18 protein-coding genes, 1 pseudogene and 1 other annotated feature are annotated in these 15782 nt (G+C 41.0%); of the genes and pseudogenes, 15 read left to right on the top strand and 4 right to left on the bottom strand.

What is annotated here, in order from left to right:
- Positions 1–3 precede the first annotated feature (3 nt).
- From murB to HMPREF0847_RS04330, 6 genes are read left to right on the top strand one after another with little or no spacing between them, the layout of a single operon-like run.
- Complete coding sequence (gene murB / locus HMPREF0847_RS04350) at positions 4–912, top strand: UDP-N-acetylmuramate dehydrogenase (protein ID WP_008808980.1); 909 nt, start codon at positions 4–6, stop codon at positions 910–912.
- Between the two features lie 9 nt (positions 913–921).
- Positions 922–1077 (top strand): hypothetical protein, encoded by a 156-nt coding sequence (locus tag HMPREF0847_RS11225; protein ID WP_008808979.1) that lies wholly within the window; start codon positions 922–924, stop codon positions 1075–1077.
- Between the two features lie 47 nt (positions 1078–1124).
- Positions 1125–2282: an ABC transporter ATP-binding protein gene (locus tag HMPREF0847_RS04345; RefSeq protein WP_008808978.1), complete on the top strand. Its 1158-nt coding sequence runs from the start codon at positions 1125–1127 to the stop codon at positions 2280–2282.
- Complete coding sequence (locus HMPREF0847_RS04340) at positions 2263–3069, top strand: ABC transporter permease (RefSeq protein ID WP_008808977.1); 807 nt, start codon at positions 2263–2265, stop codon at positions 3067–3069. Before HMPREF0847_RS04345 ends, HMPREF0847_RS04340 begins: the two co-directional genes overlap by 20 nt.
- On the top strand, positions 3066–3839 hold the full coding sequence (locus HMPREF0847_RS04335; protein WP_008808976.1) for an ABC transporter permease: 774 nt from the start codon (positions 3066–3068) through the stop codon (positions 3837–3839). The genes HMPREF0847_RS04340 and HMPREF0847_RS04335 overlap by 4 nt, the downstream gene beginning before the upstream one ends.
- Positions 3836–4906 (top strand): ABC transporter substrate-binding protein, encoded by a 1071-nt coding sequence (locus tag HMPREF0847_RS04330; RefSeq protein ID WP_008808975.1) that lies wholly within the window; start codon positions 3836–3838, stop codon positions 4904–4906. The genes HMPREF0847_RS04335 and HMPREF0847_RS04330 overlap by 4 nt, the downstream gene beginning before the upstream one ends.
- 33 nt (positions 4907–4939) lie before the next feature.
- Here the strand turns inward: HMPREF0847_RS04330 and HMPREF0847_RS04325 are convergent, their stop codons facing one another.
- Positions 4940–5347 (bottom strand): DUF6556 family protein, encoded by a 408-nt coding sequence (locus HMPREF0847_RS04325; protein WP_008808974.1) that lies wholly within the window; start codon positions 5345–5347, stop codon positions 4940–4942.
- 283 nt (positions 5348–5630) lie between these two features.
- Positions 5631–6281: pseudogene (locus HMPREF0847_RS04320) on the bottom strand (putative PEP-binding protein); the annotation flags it as partial.
- A 141-nt stretch (positions 6282–6422) separates the two neighbouring features.
- On the opposite strand from HMPREF0847_RS04320, the gene HMPREF0847_RS04315 reads away from it, so the two are divergent.
- From HMPREF0847_RS04315 to HMPREF0847_RS04285, 7 genes are all read left to right on the top strand, one after another.
- Positions 6423–7565, top strand: coding sequence for a cysteine desulfurase family protein (locus tag HMPREF0847_RS04315; protein ID WP_008808972.1), 1143 nt, complete (start codon positions 6423–6425; stop codon positions 7563–7565).
- Between the two features lie 3 nt (positions 7566–7568).
- Positions 7569–8783: a tRNA uracil 4-sulfurtransferase ThiI gene (thiI, locus tag HMPREF0847_RS04310; protein WP_008808971.1), complete on the top strand. Its 1215-nt coding sequence runs from the start codon at positions 7569–7571 to the stop codon at positions 8781–8783.
- Between the two features lie 74 nt (positions 8784–8857).
- Entirely contained in the window at positions 8858–9457 is a 600-nt protein-coding gene (locus HMPREF0847_RS04305; protein WP_008808970.1) for a hypothetical protein, read from the top strand.
- A gap of 106 nt (positions 9458–9563) precedes the next feature.
- Positions 9564–9651 (top strand) — a sequence feature (ribosomal protein L21 leader region).
- A gap of 39 nt (positions 9652–9690) precedes the next feature.
- A complete protein-coding gene (rplU, locus tag HMPREF0847_RS04300) occupies positions 9691–10005 on the top strand; it encodes a 50S ribosomal protein L21 (RefSeq protein ID WP_008808969.1) in 315 nt (104 codons plus the stop codon).
- Positions 10006–10020: 15 nt separating this feature from the next.
- The gene (locus tag HMPREF0847_RS04295; protein ID WP_008808968.1) at positions 10021–10365 is read left to right on the top strand and encodes a ribosomal-processing cysteine protease Prp; all 345 of its coding nucleotides are present in this window, start codon (positions 10021–10023) and stop codon (positions 10363–10365) included.
- A 17-nt stretch (positions 10366–10382) separates the two neighbouring features.
- Positions 10383–10676 (top strand): 50S ribosomal protein L27, encoded by a 294-nt coding sequence (rpmA, locus tag HMPREF0847_RS04290; RefSeq protein WP_003032879.1) that lies wholly within the window; start codon positions 10383–10385, stop codon positions 10674–10676.
- A gap of 165 nt (positions 10677–10841) precedes the next feature.
- Positions 10842–11147 (top strand): rhodanese-like domain-containing protein, encoded by a 306-nt coding sequence (locus HMPREF0847_RS04285; RefSeq protein WP_008808967.1) that lies wholly within the window; start codon positions 10842–10844, stop codon positions 11145–11147.
- Between the two features lie 59 nt (positions 11148–11206).
- Here the strand turns inward: HMPREF0847_RS04285 and HMPREF0847_RS04280 are convergent, their stop codons facing one another.
- The gene (locus tag HMPREF0847_RS04280) at positions 11207–11734 is read right to left on the bottom strand and encodes a hypothetical protein (protein WP_008808966.1); all 528 of its coding nucleotides are present in this window, start codon (positions 11732–11734) and stop codon (positions 11207–11209) included.
- A gap of 229 nt (positions 11735–11963) precedes the next feature.
- Complete coding sequence (locus tag HMPREF0847_RS04275) at positions 11964–12776, bottom strand: Cof-type HAD-IIB family hydrolase (RefSeq protein ID WP_008808965.1); 813 nt, start codon at positions 12774–12776, stop codon at positions 11964–11966.
- Positions 12777–12898: 122 nt separating this feature from the next.
- On the opposite strand from HMPREF0847_RS04275, the gene lepA reads away from it, so the two are divergent.
- The gene (gene lepA, locus HMPREF0847_RS04270; RefSeq protein ID WP_008808964.1) at positions 12899–14722 is read left to right on the top strand and encodes a translation elongation factor 4; all 1824 of its coding nucleotides are present in this window, start codon (positions 12899–12901) and stop codon (positions 14720–14722) included.
- A gap of 44 nt (positions 14723–14766) precedes the next feature.
- On the top strand, positions 14767–15402 hold the full coding sequence (locus tag HMPREF0847_RS04265; RefSeq protein WP_008808963.1) for a hypothetical protein: 636 nt from the start codon (positions 14767–14769) through the stop codon (positions 15400–15402).
- The last annotated feature ends 380 nt before the right edge of the window (positions 15403–15782 follow it).

The raw sequence follows: 15782 nt of genomic DNA, 5'->3' as shown, positions 1-15782 counted from the left end.
ATCATGGTGAATATAGAATTATTAAAGTCGGAATTAGCGGGAATTGATATCCGTTTTGATGAACCACTGAAGAAATACACTTACACGAAAGTTGGTGGTCCAGCCGATTATTTAGCTTTTCCTCGTAACCGATACGAATTAGTTCGACTGGTCAAGTTTGCTAATAGAGAGCAGATTCCATGGATGGTTCTGGGGAATGCTAGTAATATCATTGTTCGTGATGGTGGTATTCGTGGCTTTGTGATTATGTTTGACCAGTTACATACCATTATGGTTAACGGCTATACGATTGAAGCTGAAGCTGGAGCTAAATTAATCGACACGACTCATGTGGCCTTGCATCATAGCTTGACAGGTTTTGAGTTTGCATGTGGAATTCCAGGAAGTGTGGGTGGAGCTGTCTTCATGAATGCTGGCGCCTATGGTGGCGAAATCGCTCATGTCCTAGTATCTTGTAAGGTCCTGACTCCAGAAGGAGAAATCAAGACGATTTCAGCTGAGGAAATGAAGTTTGGCTACCGCTCTTCGGTAATTCAGGAAACGGGTGATATTGTCATTTCTGCTAAATTCGCTCTTTCTCCAGGAAATTACACAGCCATCCAGCAGGAAATGAAACGCCTGACACACCTGCGTGAACTTAAGCAACCACTAGAATATCCATCGTGTGGCTCGGTCTTTAAACGTCCTTTAGGACATTTTGCTGGCCAGTTGATTAGTGAAGCTGGTCTCAAGGGACATCGGATTGGTGGCGTTGAGGTTTCAACCAAACATGCTGGTTTTATGGTCAATATTGCAGATGGAAATGCTCAGAACTATGAAGATTTGATTGCTCACGTGATTCAAACTGTTGAAAAGGAATCTGGTATAAAGTTGGAGCGTGAAGTCCGGATTATTGGAGAGACTTTACAGTAAAATTTTACTGTGATTGAAATATTAGATAAGAAGGTTAGTCGTTGTCTAGTAATGAACGACTTTCTGCTTTTTTCTGACCGCTACGTTTTAGTTGAGGGGGTGACGCCTATCGATATCGCAAGTATGCAGGGCACTAGTTGCCCTCGAGAAGCAGTAGCGGCTTGACAGAGCCCCAATCTGTTAATACATGAAAAAGAAGGAATTTATGTGAATTGAAAAAACCAATTATCGAATTCAAAAATGTTTCTAAGGTTTTTGAGGATAACAATACTGTTGTTTTAAAAGACATTAACTTTGAGCTAGAAGAAGGAAAATTTTATACTCTTCTGGGGGCTTCAGGGTCTGGTAAGTCTACGATTTTAAATATTATCGCAGGCCTCCTAGATGCCTCTACAGGAGATGTCTTTTTGGATGGGGTACGGATCAATGACGTACCTACCAATAAACGTGATGTACACACTGTCTTTCAGTCTTATGCCCTTTTTCCACATATGAATGTCTTTGAAAACGTGGCCTTTCCGCTACGTTTGCGTAAGGTTGAGAAGAAGGAAATTGAACGTCGTGTCAGAGAAGTGTTGAAAATGGTTCGGCTGGAAGGTTTTGATCGCCGTTCTATTCGAAAATTATCAGGTGGTCAGCGACAACGGGTAGCCATTGCTCGAGCGATCATTAACGAACCTCGAGTGGTCCTCTTAGATGAACCACTATCAGCTCTTGATTTGAAATTGCGGACGGACATGCAGTATGAACTTCGTGAGTTGCAACAGCGCCTAGGCATTACCTTTGTCTTTGTTACTCACGACCAGGAAGAAGCTCTAGCAATGAGCGATTGGATCTTTGTCATGAATGACGGAGAAATTGTCCAGTCTGGTACACCGGTTGATATTTATGATGAGCCGATTAACCATTTTGTTGCGACTTTCATTGGAGAGTCTAACATCCTTCCGGGTAAGATGATTGAAGACTATTTGGTTGAGTTCAATGGTAAACGCTTTGAAGCGGTGGACGGTGGAATGCGTCCTAATGAGTCGGTTGAAGTTGTTATTCGACCAGAAGATCTGCGCATCACTCTGCCAGAGGAAGGAAAACTGCAGGTTAAGGTTGATACTCAGCTTTTCCGTGGAGTCCACTATGAAATCATCGCCTATGATGAACTGGGAAATGAATGGATGATTCACTCGACCCGCAAAGCCATTGTCGGTGAAGTCATTGGTCTTCAGTTTGAACCAGAAGATATCCACATCATGCGTCTCAATGAAACAGAAGAAGAATTTGATGCTCGTATCGAAGAATATGTTGAAATTGAAGAACAAGAAGCTGGTCTGATTAACGCAATCGAGGAGGAAAGAGATGAAGAAAACAACCTCTAACCTCTTTATCGTTCCATATTTTTTATGGATTGTGCTTTTTGTACTAGCACCAGTGGCTATGATTATCTGGAATTCCTTCTTTAATATTGAAGGAGGATTCACCTTAGAAAACTACCGGACTTATTTTGCCTCTCAGAATTTGACCTATTTAAAAATGAGTTTCAATTCGATTTTTTACGCGGGAATTGTAACTTTGGTCACTTTATTGGTCAGTTATCCAACGGCATTCTTCTTGACTCAGCTCAAGCACAAGCAACTCTGGCTCATGTTGATTGTCCTACCGACTTGGATTAATCTTTTGCTGAAGGCCTATGCCTTTATCGGAATTTTCGGTCAGGATGGCTCTATCAATCAATTCCTTAGCTTTATCGGAGTTGGACCTCATCAAATTCTTTTTACCGATTTTTCTTTCATTTTTGTTGCTAGTTACATTGAGCTTCCCTTCATGATTTTGCCAATCTTTAATGTGTTGGATGATTTGGATCCAAATCTCATTAACGCTAGTCGTGATTTGGGAGCCAATCGTTGGGATACTTTCCGTCGCGTGATATTCCCACTTTCGATGAATGGAGTGCGCTCAGGAGTTCAGTCAGTTTTCATCCCTAGTCTCAGCCTCTTCATGCTGACTCGTCTGATTGGAGGAAATCGAGTTATTACTCTAGGGACAGCGATTGAGCAACACTTTCTAACGACACAAAACTGGGGTATGGGCTCAACCATCGGAGTGGTTCTGATTATTGCCATGCTTCTGATTATGTGGGCAACCAAAGAAAGGAGAGATCGATGAAGAAACTATCCAGTATCTATCTAGCTTTTGTCTTTCTGATTCTTTATCTGCCAATCTTTTATCTGATCGGTTATGCCCTCAATGCTGGTGACGATATGAATCAATTTACTGGCTTTAGCTTGACTCACTTTGAGAACCTCTTTGGTGACAAGCGTTTGATGCTGATTTTGGCTCAAACCTTCTTTCTGGCCTTTCTCTCTGCTTTAATTGCGACAATCATTGGGACTTTTGGAGCAATCTATATCTATCAAGCCAAGAAAAAATACCAGGAAGCTTTCCTTTCTGTCAACAATGTCTTGATGGTAGCACCAGATGTAATGATTGGTGCCAGTTTCTTGATTCTCTTCACCAATATGAAATTCCAGCTGGGCTTTATCTCAGTTCTGGCTAGCCACGTGGCCTTCTCTATTCCGATCGTTGTTCTGATGATTCTGCCAAGGCTTAAAGAAATGAACGACGATATGATTAAGGCGGCTTATGACTTAGGTGCCAGCCAGTTACAAATGCTGAAAGAAATCATGTTGCCTTATCTGACACCAGCTATTATAGCAGGGTATTTTATGGCATTTACCTACTCTTTGGATGATTTTGCAGTGACCTTCTTTGTAACAGGGAATGGGTTTACTACCTTATCAGTGGAAATTTATTCTCGTGCCCGTCAGGGAATTTCTTTGGAAATCAATGCCCTATCTGCTTTAGTCTTTCTCTTTAGTATTTTACTGGTGATTGGCTATTACTTCATTTCACGAGAGAAGGAGGAGCAGGCATGAAAAGACTCTATTCCTTTCTAATCGGTATTGTTGCCATTGTCGCTGTCTTATGGCTAGTTAGTGTTCAGCTTGAAAATCAAACCAAAACTAGTGGTGGAGATAAACTGGTCATCTATAACTGGGGTGACTATATTGACCCAGAATTGCTAGAAGAATTCACCAAAGAAACGGGAGTTCAAATCCAGTACGATACCTTTGATTCAAATGAATCAATGTACACTAAAATCAAGCAGGGAGGGACGACCTATGACATTGCCATCCCTAGTGAATATATGATTGCCAAGATGATCAAAGAGAATTTGGTAGAAAAACTAGATCACAAGCAGATCAAAGGGATGGAGAATATCGGTTCAGATTTCTTAGACCAGCCTTTTGATCCAGGGAACCAATATTCTATTCCATATTTCTGGGGAACCCTGGGTATTGTTTATAATAGCAAGATGGTTGACAAGGCTCCAGAACATTGGGATGACCTTTGGCGCCCAGAATACAAAAACTCTATCATGTTGATTGATGGAGCGCGTGAGGTTATGGGCTTAGGTCTTAATTCTCTTGGCTATGGATTAAATGACAAAAATGCGGATCATTTGCAGGAAGCTGTGGACAAGCTCTACAAGCTTACACCAAATATCAAAGCTATTGTAGCAGATGAGATGAAGGGCTACATGATTCAAAATAATGCGGCGATTGGTGTAACTTTCTCTGGAGAAGCTAGGCAGATGCTAGAGAAGAACGAAGACTTGCGTTACGTAGTTCCTAGTGAAGCCAGCAACCTTTGGTTTGATAACATTGTCATTCCAAAAACGGTTAAAAATAAAAAAGCAGCTTATCAATTTATTAACTTCATGCTGCGTCCAGAAAATGCCTACAAGAATGCGCTTTATGTTGGCTATTCAACCCCAATTCCAAAGGCAAAAGAGCTTCTTCCAAAAGAAATTCAAGAAGATCAGGCCTTCTATCCTACAGAAGAAACCATGAAGCACCTAGAAGTTTATCAGCAACTAGGCCCTAAATGGTTAGGAATTTACAATGACCTCTATTTACAGGTTAAGATGTATAGAAAATAAAAAAATGAGCTGGAACAGATGTTCTGGCTCATTTTATTGTTGGTTTTTCTGCTCACTGCTACTAGCACTTGTCTCAGCCTGGCTAGAAGAAGTGGTGTCATTACTTGAAGAACTTGAACTGGTCTCCGTACTAGTTGCAACTGAACTCTCTTGAGTGGAGGTCTCAGTGGCCTCAGAAGTAGATGCAGTAGTCGTCTCTTTTTCGACTTCCTTGATAATAGTAGTCGTTTGAGCAGAAGAACTGGTATCTGATTTTTTTTGTTCATTGGACTTCATTGCATTCATAATAGTAATAGTCGCTGTGATAATACCCAGCACACTACCAATCAAGGTTACGGTTTTCTGAAAAGCAGATAGGCCTTTTTTGATATGACGCCCAGCTTTTCCAGATTCCTGATTATCTTTATTAGTTTTCTTATTTTGACGAGAATAGTTGGTCATAATGTTTTTCAAACTCCTTTGCAAAAACTAAATATGAATTCAAGTTCATTTCATATTTTCCATTATACGTCTTTTATTTTAAAATGTCTTAAAAAAATAAAAATTTTATTTCTGAAAACGCAGTCAGTAGTTTTTTATCTAAAGGCAGAAGTTTAATGATAAGAGATGTCTGGTTAAACTTTCAAAATAGTGAAAAGAATACTTCTAAAGGAAAAGTAGTTTTATCATAGAGTAAGGCTGAGCATTCATTGTCCCAGCCTCCCTTAAACAACCATAAAGAGTTTTAACTTCTTTCCTCTTGGAGAACAGCTTGCGCAACGGCAAGTCTAGCTGCAGGAACCCTGTATGGAGAACAGGAAACATAGGTAACATCGATTTCCTGAAAGAAAGAGATAGAAGCAGGATCACCGCCAACCTCACCACAAATACCGATGGATAGACTTGGTCTTACTTTGCGTGCCTTGCTGATTGCAATTCTCATTAACTCACCAACACCATCCTTATCAATATTTTGGAATGGATCGGATGAGAGAATATCCTTCTTTTTATAATGGCCAATAAATTTTCCAATATCATCCCGAGAGAAGCCATAGGTCATTTGAGTCAAGTCGTTGGTTCCAAAACTAAAGAAATCAGCTTCCTGAGCCAGCTTGTCTGCGGTCAGACAAGCGCGTGGTAATTCAATCATAGTACCAATTTCATATGGGAAGGCCTTTTGTTCATACTCATTGAAGAGACATTGGATATGTTCATTTAGATATGATTTAACAAAGTCCAGTTCTTTTTTATCTGCTATCAAAGGGATCATAATTTTTGGCTTGATTTTAAGTCCTTCTTGATGCAGTCTAATGGCACTTCTAAAAATAGCCTCGACTTGCATTTTGTAAATTTCTGGCTGGGTAATTCCAAGACGGCATCCACGATGACCTAGCAACAAGAACTTTGTGCTTTGCTACATGAATTTTATGACTTTTAAAACTTGCCCTAGATTCTTCTTGAATTTAGGGCTTTTTCTTTCTTGTTCCAGCTTCTCTTTCGTGTTACAATAGGAGTATTGAATTTTAGAGGAAAGAACATGATTTATTTAGATAATTCAGCAACAACCAAGCCTTATCCTGAGACTTTGGCCACTTACACAGAGGTTGCTTCTAAAATCTGGGGCAATCCATCCAGTCTGCACAGTTTAGGCAGTCAGGCAACCCGTCTCTTAGAAGCTTCACGTCGGCAAATAGCAGAGCTTTTAGGCAAGTCTTCGTCGGAGATTTTTTTTACTTCTGGAGGGACCGAAGGAGACAACTGGGTGCTTAAAGGAGTTGCTTTTGAAAAGATTCCCTTTGGAAAACACATCATCGTATCCAACATTGAGCATCCCGCGGTTAAAGAATCAGCCCTTTGGCTACAGAGTCAAGGGTTTGAAATAGATTTTGCACCAGTGGACAAGGCAGGTTTTGTTGATGTAGATGAGCTAGCGGAGTTGATTCGACCAGACACCACACTAGTCTCTATCATGGCTGTCAATAATGAAATCGGCAGTATTCAGCCCATTCAGAAGATATCCGAACTGCTAGCAGACAGGCCGACTATTTCCTTTCATGTGGACGCTGTTCAGGCTGTAGCGAAAATTCCAATAGCTGCTTATCTGACGGACCGTGTGGATTTTGCGACATTTTCCAGTCATAAATTTCACGGTGTCCGAGGAGTAGGCTTTGTCTATATCAAGTCTGGCAAGAAAATCAGTCCGCTTTTGACTGGTGGCGGTCAAGAATCGGACAAGCGATCAACGACGGAGAATTTAGCTGGCATTGCAGCGACAGCCAAGGCTCTGCGACTGTCTATGGAAAGGCAAGAAATATTTGCTCAGCGAACGGCTCAGATGAAGAAGATTCTCCTTGAAGAGCTGCAGAAGTATCCAGATGTGGTAATTTTCTCAGACCTGGAAGATTTTGCGCCTCATATACTGACCTTTGGTATCAAAGGAGTACGAGGCGAAGTTATCGTCCATGCGTTTGAAGACTACGAGATCTATATCTCGACGACCAGCGCTTGCTCTTCTAAGGCTGGTAAGCCAGCGGGAACCCTAATCGCTATGGGTATCGAAAAGTTTCGCGCTCAAACTGCTGTCCGTATCAGTTTGGATCTTGACAACGATATGAGCCAGATGGAGCAGTTTTTGACGACTTTTAAAATCATTTACGAAAAAACCAGAAAAGTAAGGTAAACAATGCAATATTCAGAAATTATGGTGCGCTATGGTGAGCTCTCTACTAAGGGCAAGAACCGCATGCGCTTTATCAACAAACTCAAACGCAATATCCAGGCTGTTTTGTCAGTCTATCCACAGGTTCATGTCAAGGCTGACCGTGACCGGACCCATGTCTACCTGCATGGAACAGACTATCAGCCAGTCGCTGAGTCGCTCAAGCAGATATTTGGGATTCAAAATTTCTCGCCGTCTTACAAAATCGAAAAGTCTGTACCAGCCTTGATTGAAGCTGTTCAAACCATCATGAAGCAAGTCTATCAGGAAGGCATGACCTTTAAGATTACCAGCAAGCGCAGTGATCACAGCTTTGAGTTAGATAGCCGCGAGCTCAATCAGACATTAGGAGATGCTGTTTTTATGGCCATTCCTAATGTTCAGGTCAAGATGAAAGCGCCTGATATTGAGCTTCGTGTCGAGATCCGTGAAGAAGCAGCCTATATCTCTTACGAGACGATTCGTGGTGCTGGAGGCCTGCCAGTCGGGACTTCAGGAAAAGGAATGCTTATGTTGTCAGGTGGGATTGACTCACCAGTGGCTGGTTATCTGGCTCTCAAGCGCGGTGTAGATATCGAGGCGGTTCACTTTGCCAGTCCGCCTTACACCAGCCCAGGTGCATTGAAAAAAGCTCAGGATCTGACTCGGAAACTGACCAAGTTTGGCGGCAACATCCAGTTTATTGAAGTCCCTTTTACAGAGATACAAGAGGAAATCAAGGCCAAGGCTCCAGAAGCCTACCTAATGACCCTGACTCGTCGCTTTATGATGCGTATTACGGATCGGATTCGAGAGGAGCGGGGGGCTCAAGTCATTGTCAACGGAGAAAGTCTAGGTCAGGTGGCTAGTCAAACCATCGAAAGTATGCAGGCTATCAATGCTGTAACTAATACACCGGTTATCCGTCCTGTCGTGACCATGGACAAGCTGGAAATCATTGAGATTGCAGAAAAAATCGATACTTTCCAAATCTCTATCCAGCCATTTGAAGACTGCTGTACCATTTTTGCACCAGACCGGCCTAAAACCAATCCGAAGATCAAGAATGCGGAGCAGTACGAAGCTCGCTTAGATGTTGAAGGTTTGGTAGAGCGTGCCGTTGCAGGCATCATGATTACTGAGATCAGACCACAAGCAGAGACTGATGAAGTTGACGAGCTGATTGAGGGGTTGTTGTAAGAGTATAGAAGTAGCTTTTTACTAAAAGAATCTTGAATTATATCCATCGATGCTGAAGATAAGAGGAGATATTTATGAACGAGTGGGATTACTTCTTGAGTGGGCTCGTGCGAGCATTGTCATGGAGAGATGGGCAAGATAATGCTTTGCTGTTTGGAATACCCAGTTGGACTTATTTACTTGGTCTATTTGTTCATTTCCAGATTTTCCTAAGCTTGTATGCTTTCTTATTTTGGGGATATCATAAAGATATTAAGAAATCTGGCTCTATCAAGAAGTCCATGAGAAATAAATGGAATACCATACGTGAAAGCCAAAAAAGTATAGGCAGAGCTAGATTTGTTACAATAACAGGCCTTCTTCTAATTTTTTTTATCTTTCCTGCTTATGAAGGCTATCGAATTACAAATGGTATTTGGCGTTATCATTATTTTACTAATCAGATAACCGAGCTAAAAACGGCTTTAGTTACTGGTGTTGATACCGAGACCGGAGGAAGTAAGTCTACCTATTCTCGTATTACCTTTACTATTAACGTTGATGGAAAAGAGCGAGAGGTTAATGTTTCAGATAGTAATAAAAGTCTTGCCAGATCAGCTAAAAAACATTTAAAACCTCCGATAGATATTGAGGTTCATGTTAATCAAGAAGGGCAGATTGTATATTTGAAATAAAAGGAAGTATAGAATGAGGATATTTAGTTGAAAATCCGTTTTCATTGGGTAAAAAGGCTTGTCAAAAGGGAAGAGAAGTGCTATACTTAGAGAGTTGACTATGCACATTCCTGTGCAACCGCACGAACATCGTTGCTCACATAGTGAGTATAAAGTGGTTCGTCCCACGATGCTAGGCGAGTCTTCACAAAAATACGGGGTAACCCCCCAAAAAAAATCATAGGAGGTGCATAATGAGCACATACGCAATCATTAAAACTGGCGGAAAACAAGTTAAAGTTGAAGTTGGTCAAGCAATCTACGTTGAAAAATTGAACGTTGAAGCTGGTCAAGATGTTACTTTTAACGAAGTTGTTCTTGTTGGTGGTGAAAAAACTGTTGTCGGAACTCCACTTGTTGCCGGAGCTACTGTTGTCGGAACTGTTGAAAAACAAGGTAAACAAAAGAAAGTTGTTACTTTCAAATATAAACCTAAAAAAGGCAGTCACCGTAAACAAGGTCACCGTCAACCATATACTAAGGTTGTCATCAACGCGATCAACGCTTAATTTTCAGGAGAACACATGATATACGCAGTCTTTGAGAGAGCTGAGGATGGCGAACTGAGATGTGCAGAGATTACTGGACACGCCGGAAGCGGCGAATACGGCTTTGATGTCGTGTGTGCATCGGTTTCGACGCTTGCCATAAATTTTGTCAATTCAATTGAAAAATTCGCGGGCTATGAACCGACCTTAGAATTAAACGAAGATCAAGGTGGATTCTTACGGGTTGAAATCCCAAAAGATATTGCACCGAACCAGAGAGAAATGACTCAGCTTTTCTTTGAATCCTTTTTCTTAGGAATGGCAAACCTATCGGAGAACTCATCAGAGTTCGTCCAAACAAGAGTTATCACAGAAAACTAACACGGAGGAAAAACATTATGTTAAAAATGAATCTTGCTAACTTGCAATTATTCGCCCACAAAAAAGGTGGAGGTTCTACATCTAACGGACGTGACTCACAAGCGAAACGTCTTGGTGCTAAAGCTGCTGACGGTCAAACTGTTACAGGTGGCTCAATCCTTTACCGTCAACGCGGAACTCACATCTATCCAGGTGTAAACGTTGGCCGCGGTGGAGACGATACTTTGTTTGCAAAAGTTGAAGGCGTAGTTCGCTTTGAACGCAAAGGACGCGATAAAAAACAAGTTTCTGTTTACCCAATCGCTAAATAAGGTTATAAAACCACTAAACAAAAGGCTTTCTGAGAAATCAGAGAGCTTATTTTTTTGTTTTGAAACCTGTTTTTAATAAGTTAGATAATGGGAGAAACCGTTTCCTTGACTTTAAAGTATTGAAATGATTGAATAGAATTGAAAAAAAGATTATTAGGAGGGAATATGTTCCATTTTTTTACAAAAGTTGAAAGTATTTCAACGGCAGAATTAGAGAAAAGGTTGAAGACGAATATTAAGTTACTGGATGTTCAAACTCCATCTGAATATAACAGAGGGCATATCAAGGGAGCCCTAAATATTCCTTTAGGGCAAATCGATCGCTATTCGCAGTCAAAAGAAGAGAAGCTTTATGTGATTTGTCACTCAGGTGTTCGTAGCAGATTAGCAGCGAAAAAGCTTAAAAAGAAAGGCTATGATGTTGTGAATGTTTCTGGAGGCATGATGTCTTGGAAAGGGGATGTCGTTTAAAGTAAGTCAATAAAAAACTCTTTGCCAATTTTTAATGAATGGCAAAGAGAAGGAGTCGCTTATTTGACTGTTGTAGGGATGATATCTTTAGTTTTTCCAGAATGAGCAATCACACGATATTCGTTTGGTTTTGTTTCGTATTGGAATGCAATGGTTGTGGTGTCGTCTGGTAATTTTTGCGCAATGTCAGCAATAGTCTGACGGAAACCTTGCAGGATTTGTTTGTCTTCTTCTGTGGCAGTATTATTATCAAAAGCGGCCATCATTTCCTTAGTACCAGCAGCTGTATCACCTTTGATAGAAGCTGTAATGACGGTATGTCCATTCGGGAAAGCTTCGTCTTTTACATCTTTTTCAACTTTAATATCAAAATCTTTAGAATTTCCATTTGGATCAAATATTGATTTCAGCTCATTGATAACATCTTCTTGAGAAGTACCAGCTGATTTGCTTTTTTTGGCAGTAGATACTGATGAAGTGACTTCTGAAGAAGATGATGAAGATGTTTCTTCAGTTGATTTCGCAGAGCATGCAGCTAAGACGATAAATGATAGGGCAGTTAAACTATAGAGTGAAATTTTCTTCATAGATTCCTCCTGGAAAGGTTAAGGTTATATTATTCTCTTATAACTGGAAAACAGTATCAAGAAATAAATTGTAGATATATTGTAACCAACGCTAAGCCAGTCGTCAAGCGACTTTCAGGCTTTTTAGGCAACTTGAGTAAAAAATCATATAAAGGATATAAGAACTACAGATGAACATAGAAAAAAAGTAGATGATGACCTACCTTACTGGTTGGTCTCGCCTACTTTTTTAGTTTAGAAGATATTTTTCAATAGCTTTTGCTACCCCATTTTCGTCATTGGAGTCAGTGACGTCATCAGCGAGTGATTTAACATAGTCGCTTGCATTTCCCATGGCAATACCTAGACCTGCAAATTTTAGCATTTCAAGATCGTTGTTGGCATCTCCAAGAGCCATGATTTCCTCAACTTTGATATTTAATTTTTGGGCTAATTTTTCTAATGCAAATGCTTTAGTGACACCTGCTGGCATAACTTCATAAATCACATCCTGTGAGCGTACACCGCTGAAATGCTGGCAGATATCAGAGGCATATTTTTCTTCAAAGAAATCGACTGTCTCTTTTTCAGCTAAGAACATGGCCTGGAACATCGTATACTTACCACTAACTGCCTCCTCAAGGCTGATTTCAGTGGGTGAGGTAAAAACATAGTCTGTGTCTCGAACTACGATAGGGCTTGGTGTCTCTCCGACAACGAAATAGTGTTCTTCGTCAAATAAGGTAAGTTGAATGGAGCTATCTTGGGTTAAGCTATAGAGATAATGGATATCTTGCTTATCCAAGGCGACTGAGTCTATCACCTTCCAATCACTGGTTCGGTGGATGGCACAGCCATTGTCAACAATCACATATTCATTTTCTTGGGCCAGACCTAAGAGTTCATAATACGGTCGAACACCAAAAGGAGGACGGCCTGTACAAAGGACCAGTTTCACACCAGCCTTTATAGCTTTATGGATGGCAGAGATATTTTCTTGGTTAATCTTTTTTTGAGAATTCAAAAGAGTCCCATCCATATCAAGTGCAAGTAATTTAATCATTATTTATCTCCAATATTAATCTGTGATAAGTATAGCATAATTTATTGATAAAGTCTGAGTCTATAGGAAAAATCGCGGGTCTTGTGTTATAATAAATAGAATACCCTAAAAGGATGAGAAAAATGAATTTAGAAGATTTGAAAAAACGTCAGGAGAAGATCCGAAATTTCTCCATCATTGCCCATATCGACCACGGAAAATCAACCTTGGCTGACCGGATTTTGGAGGCGACTGAGACGGTTTCCAGCCGGGAAATGCAGGCCCAACTCTTGGACAGCATGGACTTGGAGCGGGAGCGCGGTATCACCATCAAACTAAATGCTATCGAGCTTAATTACACAGCTAAAGATGGTGAAACCTATATCTTCCACCTCATTGACACGCCAGGACACGTGGACTTTACCTATGAAGTATCGCGGTCTTTAGCAGCCTGTGAAGGAGCTATTTTGGTCGTTGATGCGGCTCAGGGGATTGAAGCTCAGACCTTGGCTAATGTCTATCTAGCGCTGGACAATGACTTGGAAATCCTGCCGGTTATCAATAAGATTGACCTGCCAGCTGCGGACCCAGAGCGAGTACGAACTGAGATTGAAGATGTGATTGGGCTGGATGCTAGCGAAGCAGTTTTAGCTTCTGCTAAGGCTGGTATCGGGATTGAAGATATTCTAGAGCAGATTGTGGAAAAAGTTCCAGCTCCGACTGGAAATGTAGAAGCACCACTCAAGGCCTTAATCTTTGACTCAGTCTATGATGCCTATCGTGGGGTAATCCTGCAAGTACGGGTTATGGACGGTGTGGTCAAGCCGGGAGATACCATTCAGCTCATGAGTAATGGCAAGACCTTTGATGTAACTGAGGTCGGCATCTTTACGCCCAAGGCAATTGGTCGTGATTTCTTGGCTACAGGGGATGTTGGCTATATCGCTGCCTCTATCAAGACGGTACAGGATACCCGAGTCGGAGATACTGTAACCTTGGCTGACAATCCAGCTACAGAACCTCTTCATGGCTACAAGCAGATGAACCCGATGGTTTTCGCTGGACTCTATCCGATCGAGTCTAATAAATACAATGACTTACGTGAAGCTCTTGAAAAGCTCCAGCTAAACGATGCCAGCTTGCAGTTTGAGCCAGAAACATCGCAAGCGCTAGGATTTGGTTTCCGCTGTGGCTTCTTGGGCTTGCTGCATATGGATGTCATTCAGGAGCGCTTGGAGCGTGAGTTTAATATTGATCTGATTATGACGGCTCCGTCCGTTATCTATAAGGTCAATATGACAGATGGTGCCTCGATTGATGTGTCCAATCCGAGCGAGTTTCCGGACCCGACTAAGATTGATTCGATTGAGGAGCCTTATGTCAAGGCGCAGATTATGGTGCCACAGGAATTTGTCGGTGCGGTGATGGAGTTAGCTCAGCGCAAGCGCGGTGATTTTGTGACCATGGACTATATTGATGATAATCGGGTTAATGTCATCTATCAAATCCCGCTTGCTGAAATTGTCTTTGACTTCTTTGATAAGCTTAAGTCTTCTACCCGTGGCTATGCTAGCTTTGACTATGAAATCTCCGAGTATCGCTCATCCAAGCTGGTGAAGATGGATATTCTCCTTAATGGCGACAAGGTTGATGCTCTCAGCTTTATCGTTCACAAGGAATTTGCCTATGAGCGTGGTAAGCTGATTGTAGACAAGCTCAAGAAAATCATTCCTCGTCAACAGTTTGAAGTACCTATTCAGGCAGCTATCGGTCAGAAAATCGTGGCTCGGACAGACATCAAGGCCCTGCGTAAGAATGTCTTGGCCAAGTGTTATGGTGGTGACGTTTCCCGGAAGCGTAAACTCCTAGAAAAACAAAAAGCTGGTAAAAAACGGATGAAAGCTATCGGTTCTGTCGAAGTTCCCCAAGAAGCCTTCCTCAGTGTCCTGAGTATGGATGATGAATAATCTCTTAAATCCCTAGGTAATATGTTCCAAAAAGGAGGAAAATCATGAAACGATCGTACTTACTTGGTGCAGTCCTTGTATTGACTTCACTTACACTTATGTCTTGTGCTAAATCTCAGCAAAAAAGTGAACAAACGAGCTCTTCGGCCAGTTCAAGTGTTCAAGTGAAAAAGGATAGTTCTGACTCTTCTTCTAAGGAAAGCAAGAGCAAAGACAATCAAGAAAGAAAACGTGTTGGCTCCCCTGAGTTTGGCTATATCGATATCCCAAGTAAATGGGTTAAATTTGTTGATGTAGATGTTGAGGGACTCGTTCAATATACAGATGGCTCTACCTATAATATCGTTACCATGAATGCCATTTCTAAGGCAGAGGCAGAAGTAGGTGAGGGGGAGACATTCAATGCAGAAACGATTGCTCAACGCGTCGCCTATAATTGGAGTCAAAAAGATAATCTTGAAAAGATGTGGGGAACTAAGAATACCGTATCTGGCCAAGAAGCATTTCAACTTAACATCATCTTGAAGTCAGGACAACTTGCTAATACATTGGTTTTCCAAAAGGATGATAAAGTCTATATACTGTCCATTGAAGGTGACAAAGAAACTATCAATGACTTCTTGGAAAACATGAAGGATACATGGAGTCTTGACGAAAAAAGTTCAAATGCTAAGATTTAAAAGACTTAGAAAAAATGAGATTGACTGAGAGTTGTCTCATTTTTTTGATGTGTTGATGATAAATACCAAAGAAAAAACATCTCAAGAAATCGATCTTGAGTAGTACCACCAACTAGCCTGCAAAAGCAGAAAGAACACCCAAAATTTTTAGCCAGTCTGAAAAAAGTCTTTACATAATGTTATGAAGGACTTGAGAAGCTCTTTAAGTTGCTTATATTATTTTTTTCAACCATTGTTTTTATTTTGATAGTTCTAGAAATTTATAATTAGAGTCTGTATTTTTGGGGGATTAGTTAGGTCATTATTCTGCATTTTCAGCTATGAAATGTCCTAGGCTCAAAGATGGCTTCTAAACTTCCTGATGTTTTTGGTAGCTTTAT

It is taken from the genome of Streptococcus sp. 2_1_36FAA (assembly GCF_000161955.2).
Lineage (GTDB): Bacteria > Bacillota > Bacilli > Lactobacillales > Streptococcaceae > Streptococcus > Streptococcus gordonii.
Note: the sequence above shows the minus strand (reverse complement) of the source record. Positions and strands in the feature narration are given on the sequence as shown.

Excerpts from the sequence above, each read along its gene's own strand:
- murB (WP_008808980.1), top strand. The coding sequence starts at position 4 with ATGGTGAATATAGAATTATTAAAGTCGGAATTAGCGGGAATTGATATC.
- HMPREF0847_RS04340 (WP_008808977.1), top strand. The coding sequence starts at position 2,263 with ATGAAGAAAACAACCTCTAACCTCTTTATCGTTCCATATTTTTTATGG.
- HMPREF0847_RS04335 (WP_008808976.1), top strand. The coding sequence starts at position 3,066 with ATGAAGAAACTATCCAGTATCTATCTAGCTTTTGTCTTTCTGATTCTT.
- HMPREF0847_RS04330 (WP_008808975.1), top strand. The coding sequence starts at position 3,836 with ATGAAAAGACTCTATTCCTTTCTAATCGGTATTGTTGCCATTGTCGCT.
- HMPREF0847_RS04325 (WP_008808974.1), bottom strand. The coding sequence starts at position 5,347 with ATGACCAACTATTCTCGTCAAAATAAGAAAACTAATAAAGATAATCAG.
- HMPREF0847_RS04315 (WP_008808972.1), top strand. The coding sequence starts at position 6,423 with ATGATTTATTTAGATAATTCAGCAACAACCAAGCCTTATCCTGAGACT.
- thiI (WP_008808971.1), top strand. The coding sequence starts at position 7,569 with ATGCAATATTCAGAAATTATGGTGCGCTATGGTGAGCTCTCTACTAAG.
- HMPREF0847_RS04305 (WP_008808970.1), top strand. The coding sequence starts at position 8,858 with ATGAACGAGTGGGATTACTTCTTGAGTGGGCTCGTGCGAGCATTGTCA.
- rplU (WP_008808969.1), top strand. The coding sequence starts at position 9,691 with ATGAGCACATACGCAATCATTAAAACTGGCGGAAAACAAGTTAAAGTT.
- HMPREF0847_RS04295 (WP_008808968.1), top strand. The coding sequence starts at position 10,021 with ATGATATACGCAGTCTTTGAGAGAGCTGAGGATGGCGAACTGAGATGT.
- rpmA (WP_003032879.1), top strand. The coding sequence starts at position 10,383 with ATGTTAAAAATGAATCTTGCTAACTTGCAATTATTCGCCCACAAAAAA.
- HMPREF0847_RS04285 (WP_008808967.1), top strand. The coding sequence starts at position 10,842 with ATGTTCCATTTTTTTACAAAAGTTGAAAGTATTTCAACGGCAGAATTA.
- HMPREF0847_RS04280 (WP_008808966.1), bottom strand. The coding sequence starts at position 11,734 with ATGAAGAAAATTTCACTCTATAGTTTAACTGCCCTATCATTTATCGTC.
- HMPREF0847_RS04275 (WP_008808965.1), bottom strand. The coding sequence starts at position 12,776 with ATGATTAAATTACTTGCACTTGATATGGATGGGACTCTTTTGAATTCT.
- lepA (WP_008808964.1), top strand. The coding sequence starts at position 12,899 with ATGAATTTAGAAGATTTGAAAAAACGTCAGGAGAAGATCCGAAATTTC.
- HMPREF0847_RS04265 (WP_008808963.1), top strand. The coding sequence starts at position 14,767 with ATGAAACGATCGTACTTACTTGGTGCAGTCCTTGTATTGACTTCACTT.